26 protein-coding genes and 1 pseudogene are annotated in these 26,002 nt (G+C 61.8%); 14 read left to right on the top strand and 13 right to left on the bottom strand.

Annotated features, from left to right (window positions below; genetic code table 11):
- The first annotated feature begins 36 nt into the window (after window positions 1-36).
- Window positions 37-1,056: a Glu/Leu/Phe/Val dehydrogenase family protein gene (locus FEM01_RS12560; RefSeq protein ID WP_138219760.1), complete on the top strand. Its 1,020-nt coding sequence runs from the start codon at window positions 37-39 to the stop codon at window positions 1,054-1,056.
- A 43-nt stretch (window positions 1,057-1,099) separates the two neighbouring features.
- Here the strand turns inward: FEM01_RS12560 and FEM01_RS12565 are convergent, their stop codons facing one another.
- Window positions 1,100-1,363, bottom strand: a complete 264-nt coding sequence (locus FEM01_RS12565; RefSeq protein WP_138219761.1) for a YebG family protein — start codon at window positions 1,361-1,363, stop codon at window positions 1,100-1,102.
- Between the two features lie 241 nt (window positions 1,364-1,604).
- On the opposite strand from FEM01_RS12565, the gene FEM01_RS12570 reads away from it, so the two are divergent.
- Window positions 1,605-2,075 carry a phosphate-starvation-inducible protein PsiE gene (locus tag FEM01_RS12570; RefSeq protein ID WP_138219762.1) on the top strand — a complete coding sequence of 157 codons (471 nt, stop codon included), beginning with the start codon at window positions 1,605-1,607 and terminating at the stop codon, window positions 2,073-2,075.
- 110 nt (window positions 2,076-2,185) lie between these two features.
- Window positions 2,186-2,491, top strand: coding sequence for a hypothetical protein (locus FEM01_RS12575; RefSeq protein ID WP_138219763.1), 306 nt, complete (start codon window positions 2,186-2,188; stop codon window positions 2,489-2,491).
- 19 nt (window positions 2,492-2,510) lie between these two features.
- On the opposite strand, the gene FEM01_RS12580 is transcribed toward FEM01_RS12575, so the two are convergent.
- The 5 genes and pseudogenes from FEM01_RS12580 to FEM01_RS12600 form a co-directional block, all read right to left on the bottom strand.
- Window positions 2,511-2,795 (bottom strand): DUF3509 domain-containing protein, encoded by a 285-nt coding sequence (locus FEM01_RS12580; RefSeq protein ID WP_138219765.1) that lies wholly within the window; start codon window positions 2,793-2,795, stop codon window positions 2,511-2,513.
- A gap of 125 nt (window positions 2,796-2,920) precedes the next feature.
- Entirely contained in the window at window positions 2,921-3,268 is a 348-nt protein-coding gene (locus tag FEM01_RS12585; protein ID WP_138219767.1) for an HPF/RaiA family ribosome-associated protein, read from the bottom strand.
- A 171-nt stretch (window positions 3,269-3,439) separates the two neighbouring features.
- A pseudogene (gene fecA, locus FEM01_RS12590) lies at window positions 3,440-5,779 on the bottom strand (TonB-dependent Fe(3+) dicitrate receptor FecA); the annotation flags it as partial.
- Between the two features lie 74 nt (window positions 5,780-5,853).
- Window positions 5,854-6,783, bottom strand: coding sequence for a FecR domain-containing protein (locus FEM01_RS12595; RefSeq protein ID WP_138219771.1), 930 nt, complete (start codon window positions 6,781-6,783; stop codon window positions 5,854-5,856).
- Window positions 6,780-7,274: a sigma-70 family RNA polymerase sigma factor gene (locus FEM01_RS12600; protein WP_138219773.1), complete on the bottom strand. Its 495-nt coding sequence runs from the start codon at window positions 7,272-7,274 to the stop codon at window positions 6,780-6,782. The genes FEM01_RS12595 and FEM01_RS12600 overlap by 4 nt, the downstream gene beginning before the upstream one ends.
- A gap of 234 nt (window positions 7,275-7,508) precedes the next feature.
- Here FEM01_RS12600 and FEM01_RS12605 point away from each other — a divergent pair, with 234 nt between their 5' ends.
- The 6 genes from FEM01_RS12605 to FEM01_RS12630 all read left to right on the top strand — a co-directional run bounded on the left by FEM01_RS12605 (window position 7,509) and on the right by FEM01_RS12630 (window position 13,772).
- Window positions 7,509-7,814, top strand: a complete 306-nt coding sequence (locus tag FEM01_RS12605; protein WP_138219775.1) for a DUF3649 domain-containing protein — start codon at window positions 7,509-7,511, stop codon at window positions 7,812-7,814.
- The gene (locus FEM01_RS12610; RefSeq protein WP_138219777.1) at window positions 7,811-9,385 is read left to right on the top strand and encodes a PepSY-associated TM helix domain-containing protein; all 1,575 of its coding nucleotides are present in this window, start codon (window positions 7,811-7,813) and stop codon (window positions 9,383-9,385) included. The genes FEM01_RS12605 and FEM01_RS12610 overlap by 4 nt, the downstream gene beginning before the upstream one ends.
- Complete coding sequence (locus tag FEM01_RS12615) at window positions 9,385-9,708, top strand: DUF3325 domain-containing protein (protein ID WP_138219779.1); 324 nt, start codon at window positions 9,385-9,387, stop codon at window positions 9,706-9,708. The genes FEM01_RS12610 and FEM01_RS12615 overlap by 1 nt, the downstream gene beginning before the upstream one ends.
- A gap of 3 nt (window positions 9,709-9,711) precedes the next feature.
- Window positions 9,712-10,275, top strand: coding sequence for an RNA polymerase sigma factor (locus FEM01_RS12620; RefSeq protein ID WP_416781429.1), 564 nt, complete (start codon window positions 9,712-9,714; stop codon window positions 10,273-10,275).
- Window positions 10,272-11,243 carry a FecR family protein gene (locus FEM01_RS12625; RefSeq protein WP_138219781.1) on the top strand — a complete coding sequence of 324 codons (972 nt, stop codon included), beginning with the start codon at window positions 10,272-10,274 and terminating at the stop codon, window positions 11,241-11,243. The genes FEM01_RS12620 and FEM01_RS12625 overlap by 4 nt, the downstream gene beginning before the upstream one ends.
- A 126-nt stretch (window positions 11,244-11,369) precedes the next feature.
- Complete coding sequence (locus tag FEM01_RS12630) at window positions 11,370-13,772, top strand: TonB-dependent siderophore receptor (protein ID WP_138219783.1); 2,403 nt, start codon at window positions 11,370-11,372, stop codon at window positions 13,770-13,772.
- A gap of 133 nt (window positions 13,773-13,905) precedes the next feature.
- Here the strand turns inward: FEM01_RS12630 and FEM01_RS12635 are convergent, their stop codons facing one another.
- Window positions 13,906-14,784 carry a helix-turn-helix domain-containing protein gene (locus FEM01_RS12635; protein WP_138219785.1) on the bottom strand — a complete coding sequence of 293 codons (879 nt, stop codon included), beginning with the start codon at window positions 14,782-14,784 and terminating at the stop codon, window positions 13,906-13,908.
- 199 nt (window positions 14,785-14,983) lie between these two features.
- On the opposite strand from FEM01_RS12635, the gene FEM01_RS12640 reads away from it, so the two are divergent.
- The 4 genes from FEM01_RS12640 to FEM01_RS12655 all read left to right on the top strand — a co-directional run bounded on the left by FEM01_RS12640 (window position 14,984) and on the right by FEM01_RS12655 (window position 18,788).
- Window positions 14,984-15,886, top strand: coding sequence for a DMT family transporter (locus FEM01_RS12640; RefSeq protein WP_138219787.1), 903 nt, complete (start codon window positions 14,984-14,986; stop codon window positions 15,884-15,886).
- A 96-nt stretch (window positions 15,887-15,982) separates the two neighbouring features.
- A complete protein-coding gene (locus FEM01_RS12645; protein WP_138219789.1) occupies window positions 15,983-17,488 on the top strand; it encodes a glucosyltransferase domain-containing protein in 1,506 nt (501 codons plus the stop codon).
- On the top strand, window positions 17,482-17,853 hold the full coding sequence (locus tag FEM01_RS12650) for a GtrA family protein (RefSeq protein WP_138219791.1): 372 nt from the start codon (window positions 17,482-17,484) through the stop codon (window positions 17,851-17,853). Before FEM01_RS12645 ends, FEM01_RS12650 begins: the two co-directional genes overlap by 7 nt.
- Window positions 17,850-18,788 carry a glycosyltransferase family 2 protein gene (locus FEM01_RS12655; protein WP_138219793.1) on the top strand — a complete coding sequence of 313 codons (939 nt, stop codon included), beginning with the start codon at window positions 17,850-17,852 and terminating at the stop codon, window positions 18,786-18,788. The genes FEM01_RS12650 and FEM01_RS12655 overlap by 4 nt, the downstream gene beginning before the upstream one ends.
- A gap of 21 nt (window positions 18,789-18,809) precedes the next feature.
- Here the strand turns inward: FEM01_RS12655 and FEM01_RS12660 are convergent, their stop codons facing one another.
- Both FEM01_RS12660 and FEM01_RS12665 read right to left on the bottom strand, forming a co-directional pair.
- Entirely contained in the window at window positions 18,810-19,784 is a 975-nt protein-coding gene (locus tag FEM01_RS12660) for a 2-hydroxyacid dehydrogenase (protein ID WP_138219795.1), read from the bottom strand.
- A 228-nt stretch (window positions 19,785-20,012) separates the two neighbouring features.
- Window positions 20,013-20,342 carry a hypothetical protein gene (locus tag FEM01_RS12665; protein ID WP_138219796.1) on the bottom strand — a complete coding sequence of 110 codons (330 nt, stop codon included), beginning with the start codon at window positions 20,340-20,342 and terminating at the stop codon, window positions 20,013-20,015.
- Window positions 20,343-20,737: 395 nt separating this feature from the next.
- Between FEM01_RS12665 and FEM01_RS12670 the strand changes: the two genes are divergently transcribed.
- Window positions 20,738-21,388 carry a hypothetical protein gene (locus FEM01_RS12670; RefSeq protein ID WP_138219798.1) on the top strand — a complete coding sequence of 217 codons (651 nt, stop codon included), beginning with the start codon at window positions 20,738-20,740 and terminating at the stop codon, window positions 21,386-21,388.
- Window positions 21,389-21,740: 352 nt separating this feature from the next.
- On the opposite strand, the gene FEM01_RS12675 is transcribed toward FEM01_RS12670, so the two are convergent.
- From FEM01_RS12675 to FEM01_RS12690, 4 genes are all read right to left on the bottom strand, one after another.
- Complete coding sequence (locus FEM01_RS12675; protein ID WP_240791750.1) at window positions 21,741-22,772, bottom strand: GNAT family N-acetyltransferase; 1,032 nt, start codon at window positions 22,770-22,772, stop codon at window positions 21,741-21,743.
- Between the two features lie 355 nt (window positions 22,773-23,127).
- Complete coding sequence (locus tag FEM01_RS12680) at window positions 23,128-24,192, bottom strand: phospholipase D family protein (protein ID WP_138219802.1); 1,065 nt, start codon at window positions 24,190-24,192, stop codon at window positions 23,128-23,130.
- Between the two features lie 303 nt (window positions 24,193-24,495).
- Window positions 24,496-24,636, bottom strand: a complete 141-nt coding sequence (locus FEM01_RS12685) for a hypothetical protein (RefSeq protein WP_431188596.1) — start codon at window positions 24,634-24,636, stop codon at window positions 24,496-24,498.
- A 179-nt stretch (window positions 24,637-24,815) separates the two neighbouring features.
- Window positions 24,816-25,799, bottom strand: a complete 984-nt coding sequence (locus FEM01_RS12690) for a hypothetical protein (protein WP_138219804.1) — start codon at window positions 25,797-25,799, stop codon at window positions 24,816-24,818.
- Window positions 25,800-26,002 lie beyond the last annotated feature (203 nt).

The raw sequence follows: 26,002 nt of genomic DNA on the forward strand, positions 1-26,002 counted from the left end.
CTATACTGGATGCAGCACCTTCCGGGGAGCACGTCGATGTTCGCGCTCATGCAAAGTACCCGCACCCAGTCGCTGCACCTGTTCATCGACCCGCCGACCGGGTTGAAGGCCGTAGTGGCGATCCACAGTGACCAGCTGGGACCTGCGCTGGGTGGTTGCCGCTACCTGCCGTATGCCGATGATGAAAGCGCGGTAAACGATGCCATCCATCTCGCCCAGGGCATGAGCTACAAGGCCGCGTTGGCCGGGTTGGCGCTGGGCGGTGGCAAGGCGGTGATCATGCGCAATGCGCATGTCGAGAACCGCGCCGCGTTGTTCGAAGCCTTCGGGCGTTTCGTCGACAGCTTGCAAGGGCGTTTCATCACGGCAGTGGACAGCGGCACCTCGACGCAGGACATGGACTGCATCGCCCAATCGACTCCGCATGTCACCAGCACCACGGCCTCGGGCGATCCTTCACCGCATGCGGCAATGGGCGTGTTCGCCGGCATACGCGCAACCTCGATGGCCCGCCTGGGCAGCGACAATCTCGAAGGTTTGCGGGTCGCGGTCCAGGGCTTGGGCAATGTGGGATATGCCCTGGCCGAACAGCTGCATGCGGCGGGGGCCGAGCTGCTGGTGAGTGATCTGGACGCTGGCAAGGTGCGCCTTGCCGTGGAGCAATTTGGCGCTCAACCGGTGGCCAATGAGGCGCTGACCAGTACCCCATGCGATATTTTCGCGCCTTGCGGCGTGGGACCGGTACTCAATGGCCAGAGCGTGATGCAGCTACGTTGTGCGGCGGTAGCCGGTGCGGCGAATCATCAATTGACTCAGTTGCAGGTGGCTGATCAGTTGGAGAAGCGCGGCATCTTGTATGCGCCGGACTATGTGATCAATGCCGGTGGGTTGATTTATGTGGCGCTGACCCACCGTGGCGCGGACCTTGGCACCATAACCGCCCACCTCGCGCGTATCCCCAGCCGTTTGACCGAAGTGTTCGCGCATGCGCAGGCTGAAAAGCGTTCACCGGCACGGGTGGCGCAAATGCTAGCCGAGCGCTTGCTGTACGGGTGAGCGGCCTGCTGCCTTGATGGCAGGCCTGGCCTGCCCAGGGTAATCACTGCGCCGCGTCACCTTCGAGCAGTTCTGCCAGTGCATCCGGCTGGCTCTTGAACGCCCGCGCGAACACATCGCGGTTCTTGGCCATGTAGATCCCCGCTTCCTCGACCTGTTGCTCGCTCAACGACGGCACGGCCTTATGCAGCACTTCGGCCAGGCGTTCGGCCAGTTCGAGCATCTTGTCGTGACGGTCTGCTTCGGCCTTATCCATGAACAAGCGCTCCGGGTCGCGGCTGCTGCGGTACACCACTTCGACGGCCATTCATCACCTCTGTGCCTTTTTGCTGGTTGGGGTCTTTGACTGTGTTTTTATACAGTACATGGGCAAGCCATCGCAGTGCAACCACCATGATGGCCATCTGTGCAGAAAAACAGCCTGGCACACAGGTGTCCTGCGGCAATCGGCCATCTTCCAAGGCAGGGGGCTTGGCCCTTTAACTGCATGGCACAAGCGTCATGTACGCCATTCATCATCCTTCTGTCGTATCGGGGAATCGAACATCGTGAACACAAAATGGGCAGACAAACTGCGCAAGGGCCTGCACGGCTCGGCCGACTCGCTGGGTAATCTGTGCGTGGAGGCCTTCCACTACCTGGCGTTGTTCGGGATTGGCGCGATCACTGCCTATGCGGCCGTGGCGACCTTCATCGACATGCTGAGCAAGGGCGGGATCAGTGTCGATGACATCCTGCTGCTGTTCATCTACCTGGAGCTTGGGGCGATGGTGGGGATCTACTTCAAGACCAACCATATGCCGATCCGCTTTCTGCTGTATGTGGCCATCACCGCGCTGACCCGCCTGCTGATCGGCGATGTCTCGCACCACAAGGCCCCTGACGTGGGCCTTCTGTACGTGTGTGGCGGTATTCTGTTGCTGGCGTTCGCCATCTTGGTGGTGCGCTATGCCTCGTACCGCTACCCCTCGACCAAGGTGCTGGACGCCAACGGCAAGCAAGTCGATGAGAGCAAGTGAGGTGGTGAATAGGTAGTGCACTTGCAGGCGAGGGTGGCTGTTCAATGGCCGCTGGCAGCGGGGTTTCATCGCGACAGGTGTCGTGAGCCCTGCTGCGGCCAGGAGACACTATGTATCCCCATCCCGAAATGGTCCTCGCGCATCTGAACGAAACCTTCCAGCCGCTGGGTATCGACCCCGAGGCGGTATACATCAATCAAATCGACAATGTGATCGACGAAGCGGTGGTGATGTCTCGCTCGCTGCTCGATGAGGCGCTGCATCACCTCGATCAGGGTGTGGAGCCTACCTATGATCAAGGCCTGTACGGCGTGTTCCACGAACCCGGAACGTTCGACCCGGCCTTGCGGGTAGGCGGTCTACGCTTGCCCGATGTCGAGCGTTTTGTGGGGCAGATGTTGCGGGCGCGCCGCTGAGCGCTGCGCCGGTTTGCCGTTAGACCGCCAAGCGTGGGCTGTGCTGCGGGTCGCGTGTCAGCGCGGCAAGCACTTGCAGCGGGTTCTGGCCTAGCTCGATGGCCAGGCCCAGGCGGATACTGTCGATGACCCGTTGCAGGCGCACCGGATCGTTGCGCTGGGCCTGACTGATCAGACGCTTGGCCACCACGCCACTGTCATCGGATAGGGTCAGCATGATGCTGCCATCCAGGCGCTCGATGCTCAGGTTGACCCGGTATTCGGGCGCGAAGGCTTCGCTGATGCGGTCGAAAGGGTTGTTCATACGCAAGCTCTGCAATGAATGACTGCAGCGATTGACCGGGGGCAGGCCGGGTTGGTTCAGCCCCGTTGATCGGTGAAAACGAAAACGCCCGGCACAAGGCCGGGCGTTGGGCGGGTTGGCGAAGCTCAGGCCTCGGGGTCGCTAAGCTCCAGTGCACCGCGCTTGCTGCGCAGTTTGCCGTAGAAATGTTCTAGCGCATGGTTGAGCTTGCTGGCGGCACCGTCCACTGCCTGATCCAGCGACGTGGCGGTGTGGGTCACGGAAATCGGCTGGTGGCCTTTGGGGCGAGCCTCCATCTGGCAGCGTTTGTCGTGCGGGCCGGGTTTGGCGCCGTTGTCGTCGCGCAAGTGGACTTCGATGCGGGTAAGGTCGTCCTCGTAGCGTTCGAGGTTGCTGTGCAGGATGCTGCTGACCCACTCGTTCAAGCGGACGTTGCCCTGGATCTGGTTGCTGCTGTTGACCTGGATTTGCATGACTTCAATCCTTATTCAGCTTGCTCGCAGGAGACGCTTCCAAGCCACTGAGGGCGTTGGTCTTTCTGCGCCTCTTGACTCTAAGGTCAGGCAACTGGAGACGGATTTCAAGTCCAATTTGAAAATAAATATGTAATGGGCAGTGGGGCTGCCAGGCAGCCCCACGATCGGTCAGAACGCCACCGAGGTCTGCACGTAGAGCGTACGTGGCTCACCCACGTACTTGCCCTTGTTGTTGTCGTCGAACGAGCGGGTGTAGTACTCGCGGTTGAACAGGTTTTTCACCCCCACCGCAACCTTCAGGTTGGAAAGCTCTGGGCCGAAGTCGTAGCCGGCGCGGGTGCTGACCAGCAGGTAGCCAGGGATGCGCCCGGTGCTGCCGTCGGCGCTTTCGGCTGCGGTGTTGGCGTTGTCGGCGTACTGGCTGCTCTGGAAGCTGGTGTCCAGGTTCAACTGCCACGGGCCCTCGGTGTAGCCGACCCCCAGTGTGCCCTTGTGGCGCGATGAGAATGGCACCTGATTGCCTTTGTTCGGCCCGTCCTCGCGGATGCTGGCGTCGACGAAGGCGTAGCTGGCGTGCACATCGAAACCTGTCAGCGCCGGGCTCAAACCGTCGAGTGCGTAGCGCACGCTGGTCTCGATACCCTGATGACGGGTTTCGCCGCGCGCGATCACCGAATCATTGGTTTGGTTGCTTTCGTACTGGTTATCGAAATTAATGAGAAACGCGCCGATCTCCGCCTGCAAGTCGCCATTGTCATAGCGCGTGCCGATTTCCCAGGTGCGCGCTTTTTCTGGTTTCACCTCGCCACTGCTGACCCGATTGGGCATCTGGCTGTACTGCACGCTGCCGAACGAGCCTTCGGTGTTGGCATACAGGTTCCAGGTGTCGGTCAGGTGGTACATCACGTTCAGTGCCGGCAGCGCGGTGTTGTAGCTGCCTTGGTAGCGCTGGCCGTTGAGGGCGTTGTTCTGCGCGGTGTCGATCATCTCGTAGCGAATACCTGGGGTGATCGTCCAGCGGCCGATATCGATGCGGTCGTCCAGGTAGATCGCATGGGCCTCGGTGCTGCCGCGGGTGTCGCGGTCGTTGCGACTGTCGGTGGTGGGCAGTTGGTTGGCGGTAGTGGGTTCGCGGTAGCGCAGTTCGTGGCCGGCCTCGTTGACGTAGCGGTAGCCCACCCCAAACTCGTGCCAGCTCTCGCCCAGGGCCAGGCCTTGCGAGAAGCGGGTTTCGATACCGCGTACCCAGTATTCGCGCGGCGACAGCGAGACGAAACTGCCTTGGTCGAGGTAGCCGCTGCGCAGGGTTTTGGTGAAGAAGCTGTTGACGCTGAACTGGCGGTCATCCTGTTTGTAGTCGTAGCCGAAGTTGAACAGCGTGCGGCGGCCCCAGAACTTGTCCTTGAGGCGGGTCGACTGGTACGGGTCGGCGTCGAAGTCGGCGCGGCTCAGGCCACCAGGCATTTCGGCCTCGCCCTCGTAGTACTGGGCCATGGCGTGCAGGCTGTTGGCCTCGTCGAGTTGCAGCTTGCCCTTGAGAATCAAGTCGTCGATCTGCGTGTCGCTGTGTTCGCGCCAGTCACCGCCACGGGTGCCGGAGTACAGCAGCGCGCCGCCCAGGCCGTTGTCGTTGGTGCCGCCCACCAGCAGGTTGGCGCTGTTCTTGAAGCCGTCGTGGCTGGACGAGGGGCTGATCTGGTTCTGCATCGCCGCCCTGAGCGTCGCCTCCTCGGGGATGGCGCGAGTCACGAAGTTGACGATACCGCCGACGTTCTGCGGGCCGTAGCGTACCGCGCCGCCGCCACGCACCACATCCACCGCATCCATGTTGCCCAGGCTGATCGGCGCTAGCGATAGCTGCGGCTGACCATACGGGGCGAAGGGCACCGGGATGCCGTCCATCAGCACCGTGGAGCGCGAGGCCAGGCGTGGGTTGAGACCGCGGATGCCAAAGTTCAGCGCCAAGTCGTGGCTGCCGGTGCCATTGTTTTCCGGGGCGTTTACCCCAGGGATGCGGTTGAGCACCTCGCGCGCCGAGCTTGCGCCGCTGCGCTCGAACTCCTCCCGGCGTACCACATCGCGTGCGCCGGGGTGCTCGAAAACGTTGTCCTGGCGTGCTTCGGCCAGCCAGTCGCCGACCACGCTGGATGCGCCCAGCTCTACGGCAGCACCTGGCGTCGACGCCTGCATCGGTTGCAGGCTGTAGGCGTTATCGGCTTCCTGGCGAGCTTGCAGGCCGCTGCCGCGCAGCAGTGCCTCAAGGCCTTGGGCAGTGTCGTACTGGCCTTCGATGCCTGGGCTGTTCAGGCCCTGGGTCACGGCCGAGCCGAAGGAAATCAATGCGCCACTCTCGCGGCCGAACTGGTTGAGGGCCTGTTCCAGGTTGCCAGGGGCGATGTGGTAGTCGCGGGCTTCGCCCGCCAGGGCGAAGGGGGCGACGAACAGCAGGGCGCAGGCGAGGCTGCTGGGGCGCAGAAGCATGTGACGAAGGTCCTGTGAGAAGGGGTTCTGCCTTCTCTGTCACGCGAGGTTTGGAAAATGGCTCAGGCTTTTGAAAAAATAATTCCGGCCCTGGCCCAAGGTCACCCGGTAGCCGAGTCGACCGATACCCAGTAACGCGTGAAGCGGCGCACTTTGACCGGCAGCGCCACTTCGAGCATCGCCAGGATGCGTTCGCTGTCGTCCAGGGGGTAGGAGCCGGAAATCCGCAGGTCGGCAACGCGCTCGCTGCATCCCAATTGGCCCAGGCGATAGCGCGACAGCTCGGCGATGAAGTCGCCCAGGCGCATCTGCGAGACCACCAGCATGCCATCCACCCACGCCGCGCGGTTCGGGTCCAGGGGGGCGATAGCCTGCCAACTGCCGCGGGCGAAGCGCGCCTGGTGGCCGGCCAACAGCGATTGCCCGGCCACGCTGACACTGCCACTGAACACCGAGACCAGGCTGAAACCGTCGAACTGGCGCACGTTGACCCGCCCGCTGCCCAGACGCAGTTCGCCTTCGGCCGTGCGCAGGTGCAGTTGACGCGTATCGTTGAGCGCATCCAACAGCAGTTCGCCTTCCTCCAGCCGCACTAGGCGCTGGCTAGCATCGAAGCGCACGTCAGCAGCGCTACGGGTATTCAGATACAACTGGCTGCCGTCTTCCAGGCTCAGGCGACGGCGCTGGCCGACCGGGCTGCGGTAGTCGGCCATCAGCCCCGGCAGCGGGTTGTGCGGTTGCAGGCCAAGCCCGGTGGCGCTGGCGATGCCCACCAATAGCAGCGCTTTGAGCGCCTGGCGTCGAGCCGGGGAGGGCGGGGCCTGCAAGGCGGCATGCAGCACTGGCGCGGCGACGCTGTGCAGGCGTTGGTTGACGTGCTGGATGTGGGCCCAGGCGCGTTGATGTTCGCTGTCGGCTTGTAGCCAATGCTCCAGAGCTTGGCGTTGCTGCTGGTCGAAGTCATCGCCTTGCGATTCGATCAGCCAGTGCACGGCTTGTTGGGCGATCTGAGGGGAAAAGGTGGTGTTCATAGGGCGAAGTAGCAGCGTAGAGCCGCTTTGTGCAGATAGCGCTTGACCGTGGCCAGCGAGATGCCCAGTTCCCGCGCGATCTCGGTATGGCCCAGACCGTCGATCTGGGCCAGCAGGAAGGCGCGCTTGACCCGTGGCGCCAGGCCATCGAGCAGGCGATCCAGTTCGAACAGGGTTTCGAGAATCAGGGCCTTGTCTTCTTCGCTCGGGGCCAGGTGCTCCGGGACTTGGGCCAGGGCCTCGAGGTAGGCGCGTTCGAGCGCCTGGCGGCGAAAGTGATTGCACAGCACCCGCTTGGCCACCGTGGTGAGGAACGCGCGGGGTTCGACCAGTTGCGGTGCCTCGCGGGCCTGGAGCAGGCGCACGTAAGTGTCCTGGGCCAGATCGGCGGCGCTCTGCGGGCAGTCCAGACGCCGCCGCAGCCAGCCGGTGAGCCAGGTGTGATGGGCCAGATAGAGGCCTTCGACAGTGGAAGAAAGGGCGCTTGACACCGATGCCACTCCAGCGCCGCCTGGCGCAACTGGAATTAAGAATTGTTCGCATTATATTCAGGCGCTCGACCTCCGGCAATCGACCTTTCGCATGCCGGGCCCCACGGGTGCAGCCCCTGGTCGTCAAGTGCCGGAGGCGCTCCACGCTTCGATACCGCTCCCGCACATCCGCCAAACTTTGCTTATGAGAATCCAAATCATTACTATTGCAACCCCTTTCCCCGGACCTGCGCCATGACCCGCAACGCCGCCGGACTTTCCCTGAGCTATCGCCTGGCGGTGGCTTCGCGCTGCCTGGCTGCCTCGCTGGGCGGCTACCTGTTGGCTGCGCTGGTCAGCGTGGCCGGCGCGCTGCTGTTACCCATGGCCCAGGTCGATGCCGCGCTGACCGGCATGCTGCTGTCGTTCGTGTTCTGGGTGTTGGCCTTCCTCTGGTGCTTCGCCTGCCGCAGCGCCTGGCGGGCTTGGCTGGGAGTGCTGCTGCCGAGTGTGGTGCTGGGGGCGATCAACGCCGTGGCCTACTGGATGAACAACGGATGAAAGAAGGCTTCCGCCAGGCCATGGCCTGGCTGCACACCTGGACCGGCCTGCTCTTCGGCTGGCTGCTGTTCGCCATCTTCCTGACCGGGACGCTGACCTACTTCAAGGAAGAGATCAGCCATTGGAGCCAGCCGGAAATCCAGGCCCACCCGCTCGATCCCGTGGCCAGCCTGGGCCTGGCCCAGCGCTACCTGCAAGACAACGCCGGGCATTCGCGCAACTGGTTCATCCGCCTGCCCAACGAACGCGAGGCGGCCCTGCGTGTCGGCTGGCGCGACCCGAATGCCGGTGGCCGGCGCGGGTTCGTCAACAAGCAGCTGGATGCCGCCAGCGGCCAGGAAGTGGTGGCCCGCGACAGCCGTGGCGGCGAGTTCTTCTATCGCTTTCACTTCGAACTGCAAATGCCCTATCCCTGGGGCCGCTGGCTGGCGACCCTGTGCGCCTTCGTCATGCTGCTGGGCTTGGTTACCGGGATCATCACCCACAAGAAGATCTTCAAGGAGTTCTTCACTTTCCGCCCAGGCAAGGGCCAGCGCTCCTGGCTCGACGGCCACAACGCCATCGGCGTTCTGGTGCTGCCGTTTCACCTGATGATCAGCTACAGCAGCCTGGTGCTGTTCATGTACCTGGTGATGCCGGCCGGCATCCTGGCCAGCTACGGCGACAATGAGCGTTACTTCAGCGATCTGTTCGGGCGTGACCAAGCCCCCGCGATGGCCGGTGTGGCGGCGCCGCTGGTGCCACTGCCTGAGCTTTACGCCAAGGTGCAGGCCATGGCGCCGGGGGCGCGGATTGGCTCGATCCAGGTGCACAATCCCGGCGACAGCAACGCCCGGGTCACGCTGGTGCGCGCCAGCGCCGACGATGTCGCCTACCGGCGCAGCGCCAACTGGACCTTCGACGGCCGCACGGGGGCGCTGTTGCAGCAGGGCGCGCCAGAGAGCGCGGCGATGATGACCTCGTTCACCTTTGCCGGCTTGCACATGGGCAACTTCGCCGGCCCCTGGCTGCGCTGGCTGTACTTCGCCTTTGGCATTGCCGGTACTGCGCTGATCGGCACGGGCCTGGTGATGTGGCTGGGCAAGCGCCAGCTCAAGCACGCCAAGAGCGGGCACATGCCCGGCGAACTGCGCCTGGTCGAGGTGCTCAACATCGCCAGCATGAGCGGCCTGCTGCTGGGCGTGGCGGCGTTCTTCTGGGCCAACCGACTGTTGCCGGTGACGCTGGAGGGGCGCGCCGACTGGGAAATCAACAGCTTCTTCTGCGTTTGGGCGCTGGCATTGCTGCACGCGATGTTGCGCCCGGGGCGGCGGGCCTGGGGCGAGCAGTTGGCGCTGGGCGCGCTGGCGTTCGGCGGGTTGCCGTTGCTCAACGCGGTCACCACCGCACATGGCCTGAATCACGCCATCGCCGTGGGCGACTGGGTGATGGCCGGTTTCGACCTGACTGCATTGGGCGTCGGTCTATTGCTGGCCTGGGCGGCCAGCAAGATGCTGCGCGCCGCGAAGGTTGTGGCCAAATGCGCACCTCGGGCGACCAAGGCTGGCGCTGATTGCGTGGAGGTGCACTGATGCTGGGGGTCGCCCTGATGGGGTATGCCGGTTTCGTCGGCCTGTGCCTGGCCATGGAAAAGCACTTCAGCGCGTTGCTCGCACGCAAGCCCACGGCTGTTCAACGGCATGGGCTGCGCCTGGCCGGTTGGGCGTTGCTGGTGTTGTCGCTGGTGCTGGCGGTGCAGGTGCGTGGCTGGGCATCGGGATTGGTGGAATGGACCGCCGTGCTGATGGCTGGCGTCATCCTGTGGGTGTTCGGCCTGCCTTATCAGCCGCGCCTGTTGCTCAGGCTGGCGGCTGTCAGCTTGCTGCTCGGGCCGTTGCTGGCGGTGTGGGGGTAGGCGGTGAGCGAGCCGGGGGATGTGAGCGACAGCGACGCCGGGCGGGCGCGTTTCGTGCAGGTGTTCCTGGCCCAGCGGGCGCGCATGGAAGCGCTGGTCAGCCGGCGCATCGGCTGTCGCGCCACGGCCTCGGACCTGGTGCAGGACCTGTTCCTGCGTTTTTGGCGCAGGCCCGAGGTCAAGGTCGAAGCCCTCGACACCTACCTGCTGCGCAGTGCCAGCAACCTGGCCATCGATTACTTGCGCAGCGAAGGCAGCCGCGATCGGGTTGCCGAAGGCCTCCACAACACCGATGAGGCGCCTACGGGACAGGCACCCGAACAGGCCCTGGAGGTGGACCACGACCTGCTACGCATCGAAGCCGCGCTGCGTGCCCTGCCCGAACGCACCCGGCAGATCTTCCTGCTCAGCCGCATCCACGGCTGCACCTACGCCGAGATCGCCAAGGCCATGCAGGTGTCCCAGAGTGCCGTGGAAAAGCATATGATGCGCGCCCTCGAAGCGTGCAAGGCGAGCGTCGCCGAGCCCGCCTCTGCATCGCGCCAGTCAGGGAGTACCCGCCGATGAGCCATGAGCCTGCGATCACTGCCGAACAGTCCCGGGCCGCCCTGCGCTGGCTAAGCCTGAACCAGCAACAGGTCGGCCAGGCCGAGCCGGCGGCCTTCAAGCGCTGGCTGTTGCAGGACCCGGCGCATCGACGCGCGTATGCCGAGGCTCAAGCCCTGTGGCAGTTGAGCGAAGCCCCCGCCGCGCGCCTGGCCGTCGAAGAACAGGCCAGCCTGCAGCGCTACCTCGATGCGCTCCAGCGTCCGGCCCGCCCGGCGCACTGGCGGCGCTTCGCAGTGGCCGCCTGCCTAGTGCTGGCCTTGGGCACGGCGGCAGGTTGGCAGCCGCAGTTCTGGTTGCAGGACTTGCGCGCCGACTACACCAGCAGTGAGCAGCCGCGCCGGGTGACCCTGGCCGATCAATCGCAGTTGACCCTGGATGCGGGTACGGCGATTGCCGTGGATTTCGAGCATGGCCAGCGCCGCGTGCGCCTGTTGCGCGGCGCGGTGTTTTTCGAGGTGACGCATACCGGCGAGCCGTTCGTGGTCCAGGCCAACGATGGCGAGGTACGCGTGCTTGGCACCCAGTTCGAGGTGCGCGAACAAGGCCCCAGCACCCAGGTTACCGTGCGCAGCGGGCGTGTGGCGGTCACGCCGGTGAAAGGCGCGGCGCCGTGCGAACTCACCGCCGACCAGCAGGTGCTGTACGCCGATGGCGTGGCGAGTGGCATCGGCAAGGTCGACAGCGAAAGCCGTCTGGCTTGGCGTCAGGGGTGGTTGAACTACTACCAGGTGCCGTTGGCTCAGGTGGTCGAGGATCTGCGTCGTTACTACCCAGGACGCATCGTGCTGCTCGACGCCGCCCTGGCGCAGCGCACGGTCAGCGGCAGCTTCCCGGTGGACGAGCCCCTGGCGGCGCTGGACTCGCTGGGCCAGGTGCTGGGCTTCGAGCGCCAGACGCTGCTGGGGCGGCTGACGGTATTGCGCTGACGTATGGATCGGCAGGGCTGCAAAAAAAATTTCAAAAAACAGTGAGGTACTTTCGCGCGGCATCCGTGTAGTGAGTGGAAGTGCGATTCATTCGCAAATATCGGTCTCTCTCACAGGTCAGCGTCCATGAACTTCACCCCGCGTTGCGTCCCGCTCTGGTTCGGCCTCAGCACCCTGTCTGTCTTGCCCATGGCCCCCCAGGCGGTCGCCGCGCAGCAGAGCCAGGCCTATGCGTTCGCCCAGCCGAGCCAGCCGCTGGCCCAGGCGCTCAACGCCTTCAGCCGCAGCACCGGGCAAAGTGTGGTCTACACCCTGGCGCTGCCAGACCTGCAAGCCCCGGCGCTCAATGGCACCTTCAGCGCCGAGCAGGCACTGCAACAGCTGCTGGGCGGTTCCGGTTTGCTCTGGCGCCGCCTCGACGCCCGCACCCTGACCCTGGAGCAGGCCGACAGCCAAGGCGCCCTGAGCCTGCAAGCCATTACCGTCACCTCGCAGCTCGATGACTACAGCTACCAGCCCCCGGCCAGTGCCTCGATCATGCGCGGCCAAGGCCCGACCCTGGAAATTCCCCATGCGATCAACGTGGTGCCGGCCCAGGTCATCCGCGACCAAGCCCCGCGTCACCTGGACGATGCGCTGTACAACGTCAGTGGCATCACCCAGGGCAACAACTTCGGCGGCACCGCCGATACCGTGATGAAGCGCGGCTTTGGCGATAACCGTGACGGCTCGATCATGCGCGATGGTATGCCTATCGTGCAGGGGCGCGCGCTGAACGCCAGTACCGAGCGCGTGGAGGTGCTCAAGGGCCCGGCTTCGCTGCTGTATGGCATCCAGGACCCGGGCGGGGTGATCAACGTGGTCAGCAAGCGCCCGCAACTGGAGCAATACAACGCCCTGACCGTGCGCGGCTCGACCTACGGCAGCGGCAAGAACGGCAGCGGCGGTGGCCTGGACAGTACCGGCGCGCTGGGTGACAGCAACTTGGCTTATCGCCTGATTGTCGATCACGAAGACGAAGACTACTGGCGTAACTTCGGCACCCAGCGTGAATCGCTGCTGGCGCCGTCGCTGGCCTGGCTCGGCGAGGACACCCAGGTGGTGCTGGCCTACGAGCACCGAGAGTTCCTCTCTCCGTTCGACCGGGGTACCGCTTTTGGTGCCACCGGCCATCCACTGCATATCCCGGCCACCCGGCGCTTGGATGAGCCGTTCAATAACATGGAAGGGCGCTCGGACCTGTACCGCCTGGAAGTCGACCACACACTGAGCGACGACTGGAAAGCGCACTTCGGCTACAGCTTCAACCGCGAAACCTATGACGCCAGCCAGGTGCGGATCACAGGCGTGAACGAGGTGGCCGGCACCCTCAGCCGGAGCATGGACGGCACCCACAATGCCATGAGCCGCGACCAGTTCGCCACCTTCAGCCTGGCCGGCAACGTGGAACTGGCCGGCATGCGCCATGAGCTATTGATGGGTGTCGATCACGAGGACCGCAAGGTGTTTCGGGGCGACCTGATCCGCCAGACTGCACGCTCGATCTTCAGCTACGAGAACCCGGTGTACGGCCAGGAAGTCGAAGGCACCAATGTGCGTGCCAGTGACAGCGACCAGACCGACAAGCTACGGACCGACTCGTTGTTCCTGCAAGACGCCTGGCACCTGGATGACCACTGGATCCTGGTCGCCGGTGCGCGCTTGCAGAAGTACGACCAGTACGCCGGGCGCGACCGGCCGTTCAAGGCCAACACCGATACCAGCGATCAGGCCTGGGTTCCGCATGCGGGCCTGGTGTACAAGGTGGACGAGCAGTTGTCGTTCTATGGCAGCTACAGCGAGTCGTTCAAGCCCAACTCGACCATCGCGCCGATCAGCATCGGCATGAACCAGACCCTCACCCTCGACTCGGCCATCGCCCCGGAACAAGGCAAGGCCTGGGAGGTGGGCGCCAAGCTCGACATGCCAGGCGCGATCACCGGCACCTTGGCATTGTTCGATATCGAGAAGCGCAATGTGCTGGTGGCCGACGGCGACAACTCGGCGGGCACCATCATCTACAGTGCTGCCGGCAAGGTGCGTTCGCGGGGGCTGGAGCTGGACCTGAGCGGCCAGCTCAGCGAACGCTGGAGCCTGATCGGCGCCTATGCCTACACCGACGCCCACGTGACCGAAGACCCCACCTACCAAGGCAATCGTCTGCAGAACGTGGCCAAGCACAGCGCCTCGCTGTCGGCGGTCTACGACTACGGCAGCCTGTTCGGTGGCGACAACCTGCGCCTGGGCGCCGGAGCCCGCTATGCAGGCACGCGCGCGGGCAACGCCACGAACGATTTCGACCTGCCGGGGTACACCGTGGCCGATGCGTTCGCTAGCTATGAAACCAAGTTCGACGCGCACAAGGTACGCTTTCAGTTGAACGTAAAGAACCTGTTCGACAAGGTGTATTACACCTCGGCGGTGAACCGCTACTTCGTGGCGGTGGGCGATGCGCGGCAGGTGAGCCTGTCGAGCACCGTCGAGTTCTAACGCTACCTGTGTAGGCGCGGCCTTGTGCCGCGAAAGGGCTGCACGGCAGCCCCAACGGTATGTGCCGTGGCTGAAATCCTGGGGCCGCTGCGCGGCGCTTTCGCGGCACGAGGCTGCTCCAGGTGGCGCGTGTTCAGCTGTCGACGAAGGCGGCGCGGTATTCCCCAGGCGTCGCTCCCATCGCCTGGCGGAAACGGTTGCTGAAATGGCTGGCACTGGCGAACCCGCACAGCAGTGCCACCTGCCCCAGCGGTAGCTGGCCCAGGCGCAACAGCTGGCAGGCCCTATGCAGACGACGCGCCAGCAGGTATTGGTGCGGCGGCAGGCCGAAGCTGGTGCGGAACATCCGCGCAAAGTGGTACTCGGACAGGTTGCAGCGCAGCGCCAGCTCGCCGAGGGTCAGCGGTTGGTCGAGGTTGGCTTCGAGGTAATCCACCAGTTGCCGGCGCTGGTGTGGCGCCAGCCCGCCCTTGAGCTTGAGCCCCTGACGCAGTCCGGCCTGGTGCAGCACGGCATGATCGATGATCGCGTGGGCCAGGCTGCTGGCCAGCAGGCGTTCGCCGGGCTCGGCCCAATCCAGGGCGATCAACTGGCGAAAGCGCACGGCCTGGCGCGGGTCGTCGATGAAGGTCGCCTCGTGCAACTGCATCTCGCGTGGTTCGCGATCCAGCAGGCGCGTGCAACCCAAGGCGAACTGCGCCTCGCCCACGTACAGGTGGGCGAGGCGGATCGACCCGTTGATCACCCAATTCGATTCATGGCCCGCGGGCATGATGCACAACTTGTCCGGGGCGCCCTTGTCCGCAGGTTTCTGGCGGCGGAAGGTGCCGGTGCCATCGGCGATATAACACGACAAGGTGTGGTGGCTGGGCGCCTGGTAGTCGCGCGCATCGTCGCGATTGTTCCACAACGCCGCCGCCAGCCCGTCGCCCAGGTGCGCGCTCAGCTCCAGCCGGGCGTTGGGTGAGGCGTGCATGGCATTGAAAACGTGCAGGTGGTCGAGTGCGGGCATGGGCAGGTCCTCTGGTGCCTATCCTACTGCGCCGTTGCCCGGGTGACAGCTGCCGGGTGCGCAAAAGCGCAAGTTTGTGCAAGCGCGTGACCGTCGCCAGTAAGAACAATGCAGGCCCTGGCGAGTGCTGCCCCCTGTGGGAGCGGGTTTACCCGCGAAGCGCCGGGCACCGATTCTGAACGTCCCGAGGAGCCCCCCCATGAACCTGTCGCTCTACCTGCTCACCGTACTTATCTGGGGCACCACCTGGATCGCCCTCAAGCTGCAACTGGGCGTGGTCGCCATCCCTGTGTCGATCGCCTACCGCTTTGCCCTGGCGGCGCTGATCCTGTTCGCCATCCTGCTGCTCACCCGGCGCTTGCAGCCGATGAACCGGCGTGGCCATCTGGTATGCCTGGCCCAGGGGTTGTGCCTGTTCTGCGTGAATTTCATGTGTTTTCTGACTGCCAGCCAGTGGGTCGCCACCGGCCTGATCGCCGTGGTGTTCTCCACCGCAACCCTGTGGAACGCGCTGAACGCACGGATTTTCTTCGGCCAGAAGATTGCTGCCAACGTACTCGGCGGCGGCGCCATGGGCCTGCTTGGGCTGGGGCTGCTGTTCTGGCCCGAACTCAGCCACCACGCCGCCAGCCGCGAAACCCTCTACGGCCTGGGGCTGGCGCTGCTCGGGACGTTGTGTTTCTCGGCCGGTAACATGCTCTCCAGCGTGCAGCAAAAGGCCGGGCTCAAGCCGATGACCACCAACGCCTGGGGCATGGCCTACGGCGCCGCGATGCTGGCGTTGTACTGCCTGCTCAGCGGGATTCCGTTCGCCATGGAGTGGAACACCCGCTACATCGGCTCGCTGCTGTACCTGGTGATCCCAGGCTCGGTGATCGGCTTCACCGCGTACCTGACCCTGGTCGGGCGCATGGGCCCGGAGCGGGCTGCCTATTGCACGGTACTGTTCCCGCTGGTTGCGCTGAACGTCTCGGCGTTTGCCGAAGGCTATCAGTGGACGGCACCGGCCCTGCTCGGTCTGGTGGCCGTGATGGCGGGCAATGTGCTGGTGTTTCGCAAACCCAAGGCGGCTGTCTTGGGCCGGCCTGCGCTCACCCGCTGACGGCGTTGCGTCACCTGGCACTGGTAAAAGTGAGAGGTGACGATGCCGCGCGGCTGACTAGACTTGGCCAGGTGTTGGGCCTGCCAGGTTGATCTCATGCTGCGTTGGTATCGTTGCAACAAACCCCTTGCGCCACGCCAGACTTGGTGTGTCTGCCTGCTGGTGATGGGGCTTTACGTCCTGCCGTTGATCCTGGCCGATTATCCGTACATGGATGACCTGTGGCGCGCCGAGCAGGCCGGTAGTGCCTGGTCGGCGCAAGGCCGGGTGCTGACGGACTGGCTGTATTCGGGGCTTGGCTTCAGCGCTGGCGCCGTCAATCTGTTCCCATTGCCCTTGCTGTTGGCCACGCTGCTGGCGGCGCGCGCCCTGGCAGACCTTGCCAAGCATTATTTCGAGCGCCCCACACTGGCGGGCGTTCTGGTGGTCTTGCCGCTGTGGCTCAACCCTTTCTTCTTGCAGAACCTGTCCTACCAATATGATGGCGCCGCCATGGCGCTTGCGCTGGCTTGCAGCATCTGGGCCGTCACCCAGCGGGTCGGAAGCGTGCGGCAATTGCTGGTTGGCGCGGTGTGGGTGGCAGTCGCCGCGGGCTTCTACCAACTGAGCATCAACGTCTTCGCAGGGTTGTGCTGCGTCGAGGTGATCCGTGCGATCCAGGGCGGGGCGAGCCTTGGGCAGAGCTTGCGGCTACTGGGCTGGCGGCTGGCGCAGTTGCTCGCGGGGGCGCTGCTCTACCGCCTCACGGCCTATCCGTTGATCAGTCTGCCGCGCACGGACTTGCTGGCGTTCGATCGCCACTGGCTGCCAGAGATGCTGCATCGGCTGGAGGTGATCGCCGGCCATGTGCAACTGCTGGCGACTCCCGGCACCCTTTGGGTTTTCCTGCCGCTGTTGGGCCTGGCGGCGCTGGCCCTTGGCAGGGACGTGCATTGGCTTGCCTGCAGAGCGCTGCCAGGGTGGCACAGGGTTGGGCTGATCAGCGTGCTGTTGCTGGCGGTGGTGGGGTGCGGGCTGCTGGTGTACGGCTTGATGTTCCTGTTCGCCTTGTTCGATGACGGCGCCCGTATGTTGATGGGGTTCGGGCCCTTCGCGGTCATGATCGGCGTGCTGGCGCACCGGGCGCTGGTGCAGCTGCCCGCGCGCCCAACCTGGCTGTTGGCGCTGCCTTGCCTGTTCCTGCTGTCGTTTGCCTTCGCTTATGGGCGGGTACTGGTCTTGCAGAAAGAACTGCACCAGTCGCTTGCGGCTTCTGTCGCTGAACAGTTCATGCGCGTGCCGGCATTGGCCAGCGCGCAGGCCATTTATGTGGTCGGGAGCAAAGCCCGCTCGCGCGACCAGTGGCTGCCGGCCGCCGAGGGCGCGTTTCGTGCCATGCCGGCGTTGCGTTATGTGCTCAACATCAATTACCTGATGCAGCCTGAATTGCTCGCCCGGTTTGGCGTGGTGCACGCGCATGACTTCGCGTTCGAGCAGTGGCAGGCGCTGGGAGTGAAGGATGAACCGGTGGTTTCGAGCCGGTTCTTCTCGATCTACCAGGCGCATGGCAAGGCCTACGTGCTGATGAAGGTGCCGCAGGCTGGGGTTGATGTCGGATGGTGAGTTTCAAGCGGTTTACCCGGTTCGCGACGGTCGGTATCGCCAACACCCTGGTCCACTGGCTGGCGTTCCTGGCGGCGCACCTGGAGCTGGGCCTGAACCAGGCGCCGAGCAACTTGCTGGCGTTCATGCTGGCGGCCAGCCTGTCTTACTACCTGAATGCGCGCTACACCTTCCTCGTGCCCCCCAACCGCTGGCGTTACCTGGCGTTCGTGCTCGGCATGGGGGCCTTGAGCCTGGGCGTCGGCGCAGTGGCCGACCGTACCGGGCTGTCGCCCTGGCTGACCTTGCTGAGCTTCTCGGGGTTGAGCCTGGTGTTGGGCTACGCCTACTCACACACTGTCGTGTTCAAACGGAGGCTGCCATGAACATTACCCTGATCGTGCCGCTGTTCAACGAACAGGCCACCGTCGAGGCGTTCTATCGCGCGGTGCGCGAGGAGCCCAGCTTACAAGGCATGACCGTGGAGATCCTGTTCGTCAACGATGGCAGCGATGATGACAGCGAGGCCATTTGCGCTTCACTGGCGCAGCGTGACGAGTGGGTCACGGTGATCAACTTTTCGCGCAATTTTGGCAAGGAGTCGGCGCTGTTCGCCGGGCTCGAATACGCCGACGGCGATGCCGTGGTGCCCATCGATGTGGACCTGCAAGACCCCATCGAACTCATAGCGCAGATGGTCGAGCGCTGGCAGGACGGTGCCGACGTAGTGCTGGCCAAGCGCCGCAGCCGCGCCACCGACACCCCGTTCAAGCGCTTCACTGCGCGCTTGTACTACCGCCTGCACAACCGCATCGCCTCCACCCATATTGAGGAGAACGTCGGTGACTTCCGTTTGCTCGACCGCAAGGTGGTCGCGGCGATCCGCCAGTTGCCTGAGCAGCAGCTGTTCATGAAGGGGGTACTGTCGTGGGTGGGTTTTCGTACCGAGATCATCGAGTACGACCGCCCGCCACGCACGGCTGGCAACAGCAAGTTCGGCTTCTGGCGGTTGTGGAACCTGGCACTGGACGGCATCACTTCGTTCAGTACCGTGCCGCTGCGCTTATGGACCTATATCGGCACAGGCGTGTCGTTGCTAGCGCTGCTGTATGCGGCGTTTTTGGTGATCGACAAGCTGGCGTTCGGCAACGACTTGCCAGGGTATCCGTCGCTGATGGCCGCGATCCTGTTCCTGGGCGGCGTGCAGCTGATCGGCATTGGCATCCTGGGCGAGTACGTCGGGCGCATCTACCAGGAGACCAAGCACCGACCTCGCTATGTGGTGCGCAAGGTGCTGGGCCGGCGACGCCAGCCCAGGTAGTGCGCTGGCCAGTGGCGGCCTTCAGTGTTTCCACACCTGTGGGTTGACCAAGTCACGCGGGCGCTCGCCGAGCAGCGCCGCGCGTAGGTTTTCCAGGGCCCGCTTGGCCATGGCCTCGCGGGTTTCGGCAGTGGCCGAGCCGATGTGCGGCAGGGTCAGGGCGTTGGGCAGCTTGAACAGTGGCGAGTCGCTCAGCGGCTCTTTCTCGTACACATCCAGGCCTGCGCCGCGAATGGTGCCGGCTTGCAGTGCTTCGACCAGCGCGGCCTCGTCCACCACCGGGCCACGGGCGATGTTGATCAGGAATGCGCTGGGTTTCATCAGCTTCAGTTCGCGGGCGCCGATCAGCTTGCGCGTGGCGTCCGACAGTGGGACCACGATGCAGACGAAATCGGACTCGGCCAGCAACTGCTCAAGGCTGCGGTACTGCGCCCCCAGTTCCTGCTCGAGCGCGGCCTTGCGGCTGTTGCCGGCATACAGGATGTTCATGTTGAAACCCAGGCGCCCACGGCGGGCCACGGCCGCGCCGATGTTGCCCAGGCCGACGATGCCCAGGGTCTTGCCGTGCACGTCGCTGCCGAAGTGCGCCGGGCCCACGGTGGCTTGCCACTGGCCGGCCTTGGTCCAGGCGTCCAGCTCGGCGGTGCGTCGGGCACAGCCCATGATCAGCGAGAAGCCCAGGTCGGCGGTGCTTTCGGTGAGCACGTCGGGAGTGTTGGTCAGGGCGATGCCGCGCTCGTTGAAGTAGTCCAGGTCGTAGTTGTCGTAGCCGACCGAGACGCTGGACACCACCTCGAGCTTGCCTGCGCCTTCGAGTTGCGCACGGCCAAGCTTGCGGCCCACGCCGATCAGGCCATGGGCCTCGGGCAAAGCTTCGTTGAACTGGGCGTTGATGTCGCCGAGTTTGGGGTTGGGCAGGATCACGTTGAAGTCGTGCTGCAGGCGTTCGGCCATGGCCGGAGTGATGCGGCTGAAGGCCAGGACGGTCTTTTTCATCGGGCTACTCCTTGGAAGAAGCTACAAGCTACAAGCTACAAGCCACAAGAAAAAGCAGGGCGTGCGCCGGTTTGCTCCCTCTTGCTGGTTAATTGCACTGATTTGACCACCTGTTTGCATTCGACTTGACCAGCTATTTGCATCGGATGTGACCAGCGCACGGTTACGTCTTGACCGGCAGGAGTCGACCCATAGCGGCCTTGCAAGTAGCACGGAGATGCCAGGGCCTCAGTCTCTTGATCTCTGTCGACAGGCAAGCTTACGTGCCCTGTGGCGTCTGGATTGAGACAGCGTCCGATCCTCGGCGCCATGAGTCAAAAGCGTGATCAACTCGGGATCCATAGGGAATCCATCCTCCAACCATTTGAGCGCTAACCCCGCCCAGTAGTCGGAATGTGACGTCAGCGCTGTAACGACTAATGGCTGCAACGCTATGTTGGCCGGCAGTGTGCATTTTTCTGAAAGGGCTTTTACCGCATGGGGCAACTGTTGCGCAGCTTCTTCTAACGGTTTTTCCAGCAGCGGCAGCAACCACACATAGGTGAAATTTTCGCTCATCTTGAAATACCCTGATAGTCGCAAAGTGTAGGATAAGCGCCTGCTCACCCACCATCAAATCCCAGTAGCGCTGGTCAAGTTTGTCGATTTTTCATTTCATTAACCGCCCAGCCCGCGTTCAAGCTCCTGAGCAGCTTCCAGTCAGCGAGTTCTGATATTTCTACAGTTGCCATGCGTCATCTCATCAAGCGAATGCAGGTTTTCGTGATGCTCGCGAGCGGCAGTTTGGGTCGAAAACGGTCCCTCGCAAATGGCAGCGAATGACCCATGGTGGTCGTTCAGGACGGGCGGCAGACGGCCAAAAGTAGACGCTTGTTCGCACACGGCGATATATTCCGGGCTTAGCAATCCAGCGTCATTTAGGGGGCTCGCCAAGGACAATGAACAGGAAAGACATGAGCTTCATCGATGAATATGTAGCCGCCTTCCCAGCAAGGAATCCAGTACCTCCGGTATTACGACAGACCATGGAGTTTCTGGAAGCACTAGGCTGCGTCCGTCACTATAGGAGCGGGGGGCGCTACATGAGCTTGCATCCCGAACCTGAATACACCAACAGCGCGATCACCGCCTTTCACGTTCCGGACTCCGCCGATACTGCACGATGGACGGCCTGCGAAGATCCCAGAGTAAACGAGCGGCTATCAATATTCCTCAGAACTGGTGGCGATGGATCGTGGGCAGGGTTGTGGCTGGACGACTACGATCAGCAGAGAATCGTCCATCTTGGCTCGGGCTCGGGATCAGACATGCTCTGCGTGTTGACCAATGATACGGAAGACCTGATTCGCTTACTGGCCATCGGTTACAACGAGCACTGCTGGCCGGAGGAGTTTACGAGAACACCGACCGAGCTGCGGGAGCAGCAATACATTGTTGATGATTACCCAGCACCACCCAAGGCATTGCGTGGCTACGTGGAACGTACTCTTGGACTCAGCGTCCCAGCACGCGCATCAGATCTCATCTCAAGCACAGCAAGCATGAACGCGCATGAATCCAGTGACCCTTTCTGGAACTGGCTCAAACAGGTAAGAGATGTTTGAAAGGGCCTGCCCCCTCAGTAAATCAGGGGGGCAGACCACGGTAAGCGAATCACGAACACACTTTGCGCTCGTTAATGGGAGGAGAGCCCCACGCCAGAAGCATTCGCTGCCGCGTTAGGGTAAAAGAGCTTGCTCCTCCATAAGTGAAGGCGTCGCTCGCCGAACGGCAATTTATCACGGTTGACTACGTCCGCTTTGGGTCGAAAGCAGCCATCTACGACTGGCAGCTTTCGACCCATAGCAGTCCTTGGCGCAGGCCGGTTAACGATACATGGCTGACTTGTAAAGGTGCAGCAAACGGCGAGTAGACTGCCAGCAGCCAATCGATCTGCACGTTACTCTCCAATCAGGTCTAGTCACTGAACTCCCACTTAAGTATTGGGAGATGCCGGAGCTCGCCACATACTGGACGCGGTACATCGCGCACATGCTGTGCACCGAGCAGCTCGTAGAAGCCCCGTGCCGATGGGTCCGATTCCACCGCTAGCGTATTCACGCCCAGTCCACGCGCCACAGCCAGAGCATGCCCCACCAGGCGCCGTCCGTAACCGCTTCCCATCGACTGTGGGTCGACCCAGCAATGCTCCAACTGCCAGCCATCCTCGCCGCTCTCAAGCCCATAAAAGCCCAGTAGTTGGCCACCCGCTGCGACCAGCACTGCGTAGTGGAAGGTCATTTGCTCGGGGCGGAAAGTCAGCGCTGCCTGCCATGCCTTCATCCAAGTCTCGGGGTATCCCCAATGGGCCTTGCTGCGCTGAGCCAAAGCACTGAGTGCCTGCGCATCAGAACCGCGGGATGGGCGAAGGATCGGTGTGTCGTCCTCCAGCAGAGCTCGCCCCGCCGGGTCAGAGGCCAGCAGGCTGTACTGGTGCAGGCTGAGGAAGCGCCCGTTCTTGTATTCCACATCCCGCAGGGTTCCCTCAAACACGAAGCCGACCCGCTCCAGCAAACGAATGCTGGCGGGGTTCTCCGGCTCAACATCTGCGTGAATGCGATGTACGCCGAGGGTGCCCAGGGCGAAGCGGAGGATGGTGGGCAGGCAGTCTTGCATCAGCCCTCGGCCCCAGTGTTCCGGCATCAGCCAATAGCCGATATCCAAGCTACGATCGGAGTGTGACCAATCGTTGAAACCACAAGCGCCTATCAGTTCGTCCCGTCCCGGGAAGGTAATGCCCCACCAAATGCCCCGGTGCTCTTCCAGCAGAGCGTCATACCAGCGCATCTGCTCGTCCGTCGCTTCGAGGCTGTCGTAAGACACGCCGTAGTGGGCAACAACCTGCGGGTTAGAAAGCCCGGCAAAAATCGCCTCGGCGTCATTGCGATTAATCCGCCGCAGCGTGCAACTGGGCAGGAAGAACTCGGGAAACCCGATAGCAAGGTCCATCATAAAAAATCCGCAGGGCTGGGTCAGTGCAAAAATGGTCGCAGCAAAGGGCGCGGGAGTAAAAGGACAGTCAGGAAGCTATTAGGCGGAACAGTCCAATAAAGAGTAATTGAGTGATTACTGGCAGGGGGGGTAGCCAGTTGGTGCTATTGGTCACCGGCGGCTATGGGTCGAAAGCGACCGCTCGCGAACAAACGCAATCGACCCATAGCTGCCCTTCGTTGGAGGACAGCTATCGGCCAATAGCTGCCAGCTAAAGTTGACTCAAAGCGGATCTCGTCAACTTTCAGAGTTGATCTCACGCTCAGAGAGCGCGGGCGGAAGTCAACCGAAAGCTGACGCTCATGTGCGTTGCTCAAGACATGAGCAACTCTTCCTGAAGCGCATCGACTGGAATAGCGTAGTGGTTACACATTCCTTTTTCGATGAGTCGCACGATGGAAACCTTTATTTCCGGAGTAATCTCGAAAGGCTGAGGGTATCGACTTTTCCTGCGCTCTATCATGAAGTCAAGTCCGCGGTCAGCCTTCCTGACGACAAGGTCAAGCTGCATAAAGCGCATGTACGCACCATTCGCCTTTGTGGCGAGTACCACCGTATTCGGCTCAAATGAAGGTTTTGAGGCGTCGCTCGCCTCAGTAAGGAAGTCCCGATACGGTTTCCGCTGGAAATCGACAGTTTTGGTTGCATTTCCCGCGGCGTGCTCCGCCACATTTTCCTGGTCATTCACGATTCGAACTGCCTCCGCCTTTATCTCCTCGGTATGGTTCTCATCCCATACAAACAATGGGATCGTAAGGAAACCCTGTTTTACCCATTCATCGAAGGGGGGCACTTTGCGAGTACGGCTTCGCGAAGCAGACTGAGCTCCTTGCTGAGCTATTTGTAGAGCCGCCTGGTTGCGATTGTGTTGCTCTCGATGACGCTCAAGGGCGTCATCAAAGCCGCGAGCCCCCCCATCCAATACCTCGCCCTCACTTTTAAGGAGTGTCAATTGTTGCTGATATTCCTCGTAAAGATGACAGTCCTGAATCACCACACAAGTGTCGCGGCCCATCCCAATGCCTTGGTTAGTGAAATTTGAACTTCCGATAACCACAATATCTGGCGAGACAAGATAGAGCTTCCAGTGGGTGCTAGTGTTACCCCGGAAATCCACCCAAAGTCTACGGTGAAGCAGCTCTCGTGCATCGTCGATAAATGTCGGAGAGGTAAACGCGTTGATCGTACCCACAATTACTTCGACGTCATTCTGAGTGGCTATAGATTTCAGGAGTTTGGCGGTACCGGAGGCAAAGGCGGATACGATTGTAATGCTTCGTCCGCGTTGGTTGAGTAGGAATTTCTCAAGATCATTTTCGGTATGAAGCCGCTCCATATCCTTCCCTAATAACGTGACCTGCGCCGCAATATTCTGCACGGCGAAAATGGAAACTCACCCCGCCAGCATTCTTAAGGCTGCGAGGGGAAAGCCTAGCACCTAGCAGTCGTTGCCGTGCTGCTCCGGACGAAAGATCTTTAACATCCCGGTAGCGCTGATGTCCACCTCAGCCTAGGCTGACTGCAAATGAATCATACGGATGGTAATGCCGGCCTGCATCACATCCCATAACTCCTCAGCCTTAGTGCGCGGGGTGGTGTCGAGCTGAATGGTTTCGCTGACTATTAATTGCCACTTCTGGCCGAAAAGCGATGGTCTGGTCTCAACCGTCGCTATGCATGGTCAGACCTCGGTCTGCTCCGCCATTTCCAGCGCGTCATCGACCTCAATTTCCAAGTATCGAATGGTGCTTTCAAGCTTCGTGTGGCCGCGAAGGAGTTGGACTGCCCCAAGGTTCTTAGTCCTGCGATAGATCAGGGACACTTAGTCCTCCACATGAGGGAGGACAAGAGTGGATCAGAAATTGGAATGGTTGCTGATCGGCTCGAGAGGTCATTGGGGGAAGCGCCGAAATTGATCATCAGACGATATGTCCTCGACAGACAAAACTGTTATACGTAGACCGGGCCACCAGCGACTATCGCTAGCCGAAAAACTGAAGCCTAGCTTTGCAAGCCTTTATAAGCCTTTCCTATTTTTAGCAGCAGGTTCTGAACATCGTGACCAAATAAGACCGTGATGCCGTCTTGGTTATCGATCAGGTGACGATTCTGCTCTGCATGAGCTTTGGTCACTATCAAGACCTTATCAATCAAGCGAATCTTTGGATCGTTGCCCCAGTAAGTGCCTGCCTTATTGATTTGAATTAGCGGGGCCTCTGATACTTCTCCGATGTAGTCCTTTACTTGGATAGCGATCAAGTAACTGTAATCAGCCAAGCCCGGAATAGTTATGGAAATATCAGTGCCGTGATGGATCTCTTCACGACCTCCGCGACGCGCTACCTTGCAAGGAGAAGGAAACAGGCGCTTGAGCCCTTCAATCAATGCGAACTCCCACTCTGCGCTAGAGAACCCGCGCACTACTTTTTGGTATAACAAAGTGGTGAATTTATGCTCATCAAAAGAATCTGCAAAACTGTCTTGGACCGCTTCTGAAAAGCGGTCGATGAAGCTCTGACTGGAACGCATTGCTTCGTCATCTATTGCGATCAGTGCTTCAATTTCATCGGCGCATGAATTCAAGTTCCAGAACCTTGACCTAGAGCCCAGTGCTGCACGAATCTTGCCAGATACATTAGTATTTTTGCGAGTAAACTGCTTGAGCCGCCTGACCGGGAAACTATGCCCATAGTCCTTGAGCACCGGATCGGGTAAATAGGTATAGCCAAGGTTGAAGTCTTCCGCTGCCTCCACGATGGCCACCTCATGGTGGTTGGGTAGTCTTGGAACCAGTAGGATGTCGCCTTTTTTCACCTTATTATAGATTGGCAGATTGCGTTTAGCTCCACCGCTCAGGTCCGGATTAGTCAGATCCTGTTCTGGTATTTTCCCCCACCCCTGATGCAAGCGACCTTGATCAAGTTTTTTCCGGAAAAACTCGATATTGCGTTTATCGATACGGTAACCCCAGTAGTTTCTCGACACAAACTTCCTCCAAGTAAATTAGTAGTGTCCCCTAGTTTGGCAATGATGACACAACGAAAGCACTGGGCTAGCCCCCTCCCTAATCGGCTAGCTGAATTCGAATGACCGCTATTGGCCGTTAGCCGACCTCCCCGAAGGGCCGCTTTGGGTCGATTCCTGTCGGTCAAAACGTATCCGTGCGCCGGTCACATCCTATGCAAATG

The sequence above is a fragment of the Pseudomonas mosselii genome (genome assembly GCF_005796105.1).
Taxonomy (GTDB): Bacteria; Pseudomonadota; Gammaproteobacteria; order Pseudomonadales; family Pseudomonadaceae; genus Aquipseudomonas; species Aquipseudomonas mosselii_C.

Excerpts from the sequence above, each read along its gene's own strand:
- FEM01_RS12560 (WP_138219760.1), top strand. The coding sequence starts at position 37 with ATGTTCGCGCTCATGCAAAGTACCCGCACCCAGTCGCTGCACCTGTTC.
- FEM01_RS12565 (WP_138219761.1), bottom strand. The coding sequence starts at position 1,363 with ATGGCCGTCGAAGTGGTGTACCGCAGCAGCCGCGACCCGGAGCGCTTG.
- FEM01_RS12575 (WP_138219763.1), top strand. The coding sequence starts at position 2,186 with ATGTATCCCCATCCCGAAATGGTCCTCGCGCATCTGAACGAAACCTTC.
- FEM01_RS12580 (WP_138219765.1), bottom strand. The coding sequence starts at position 2,795 with ATGAACAACCCTTTCGACCGCATCAGCGAAGCCTTCGCGCCCGAATAC.
- FEM01_RS12585 (WP_138219767.1), bottom strand. The coding sequence starts at position 3,268 with ATGCAAATCCAGGTCAACAGCAGCAACCAGATCCAGGGCAACGTCCGC.
- FEM01_RS12595 (WP_138219771.1), bottom strand. The coding sequence starts at position 6,783 with ATGAACACCACCTTTTCCCCTCAGATCGCCCAACAAGCCGTGCACTGG.
- FEM01_RS12605 (WP_138219775.1), top strand. The coding sequence starts at position 7,509 with ATGACCCGCAACGCCGCCGGACTTTCCCTGAGCTATCGCCTGGCGGTG.
- FEM01_RS12610 (WP_138219777.1), top strand. The coding sequence starts at position 7,811 with ATGAAAGAAGGCTTCCGCCAGGCCATGGCCTGGCTGCACACCTGGACC.
- FEM01_RS12615 (WP_138219779.1), top strand. The coding sequence starts at position 9,385 with ATGCTGGGGGTCGCCCTGATGGGGTATGCCGGTTTCGTCGGCCTGTGC.
- FEM01_RS12625 (WP_138219781.1), top strand. The coding sequence starts at position 10,272 with ATGAGCCATGAGCCTGCGATCACTGCCGAACAGTCCCGGGCCGCCCTG.
- FEM01_RS12630 (WP_138219783.1), top strand. The coding sequence starts at position 11,370 with ATGAACTTCACCCCGCGTTGCGTCCCGCTCTGGTTCGGCCTCAGCACC.
- FEM01_RS12635 (WP_138219785.1), bottom strand. The coding sequence starts at position 14,784 with ATGCCCGCACTCGACCACCTGCACGTTTTCAATGCCATGCACGCCTCA.
- FEM01_RS12640 (WP_138219787.1), top strand. The coding sequence starts at position 14,984 with ATGAACCTGTCGCTCTACCTGCTCACCGTACTTATCTGGGGCACCACC.
- FEM01_RS12645 (WP_138219789.1), top strand. The coding sequence starts at position 15,983 with ATGCTGCGTTGGTATCGTTGCAACAAACCCCTTGCGCCACGCCAGACT.
- FEM01_RS12650 (WP_138219791.1), top strand. The coding sequence starts at position 17,482 with ATGGTGAGTTTCAAGCGGTTTACCCGGTTCGCGACGGTCGGTATCGCC.
- FEM01_RS12655 (WP_138219793.1), top strand. The coding sequence starts at position 17,850 with ATGAACATTACCCTGATCGTGCCGCTGTTCAACGAACAGGCCACCGTC.
- FEM01_RS12660 (WP_138219795.1), bottom strand. The coding sequence starts at position 19,784 with ATGAAAAAGACCGTCCTGGCCTTCAGCCGCATCACTCCGGCCATGGCC.
- FEM01_RS12665 (WP_138219796.1), bottom strand. The coding sequence starts at position 20,342 with ATGAGCGAAAATTTCACCTATGTGTGGTTGCTGCCGCTGCTGGAAAAA.
- FEM01_RS12670 (WP_138219798.1), top strand. The coding sequence starts at position 20,738 with ATGAGCTTCATCGATGAATATGTAGCCGCCTTCCCAGCAAGGAATCCA.
- FEM01_RS12675 (WP_240791750.1), bottom strand. The coding sequence starts at position 22,772 with ATGGACCTTGCTATCGGGTTTCCCGAGTTCTTCCTGCCCAGTTGCACG.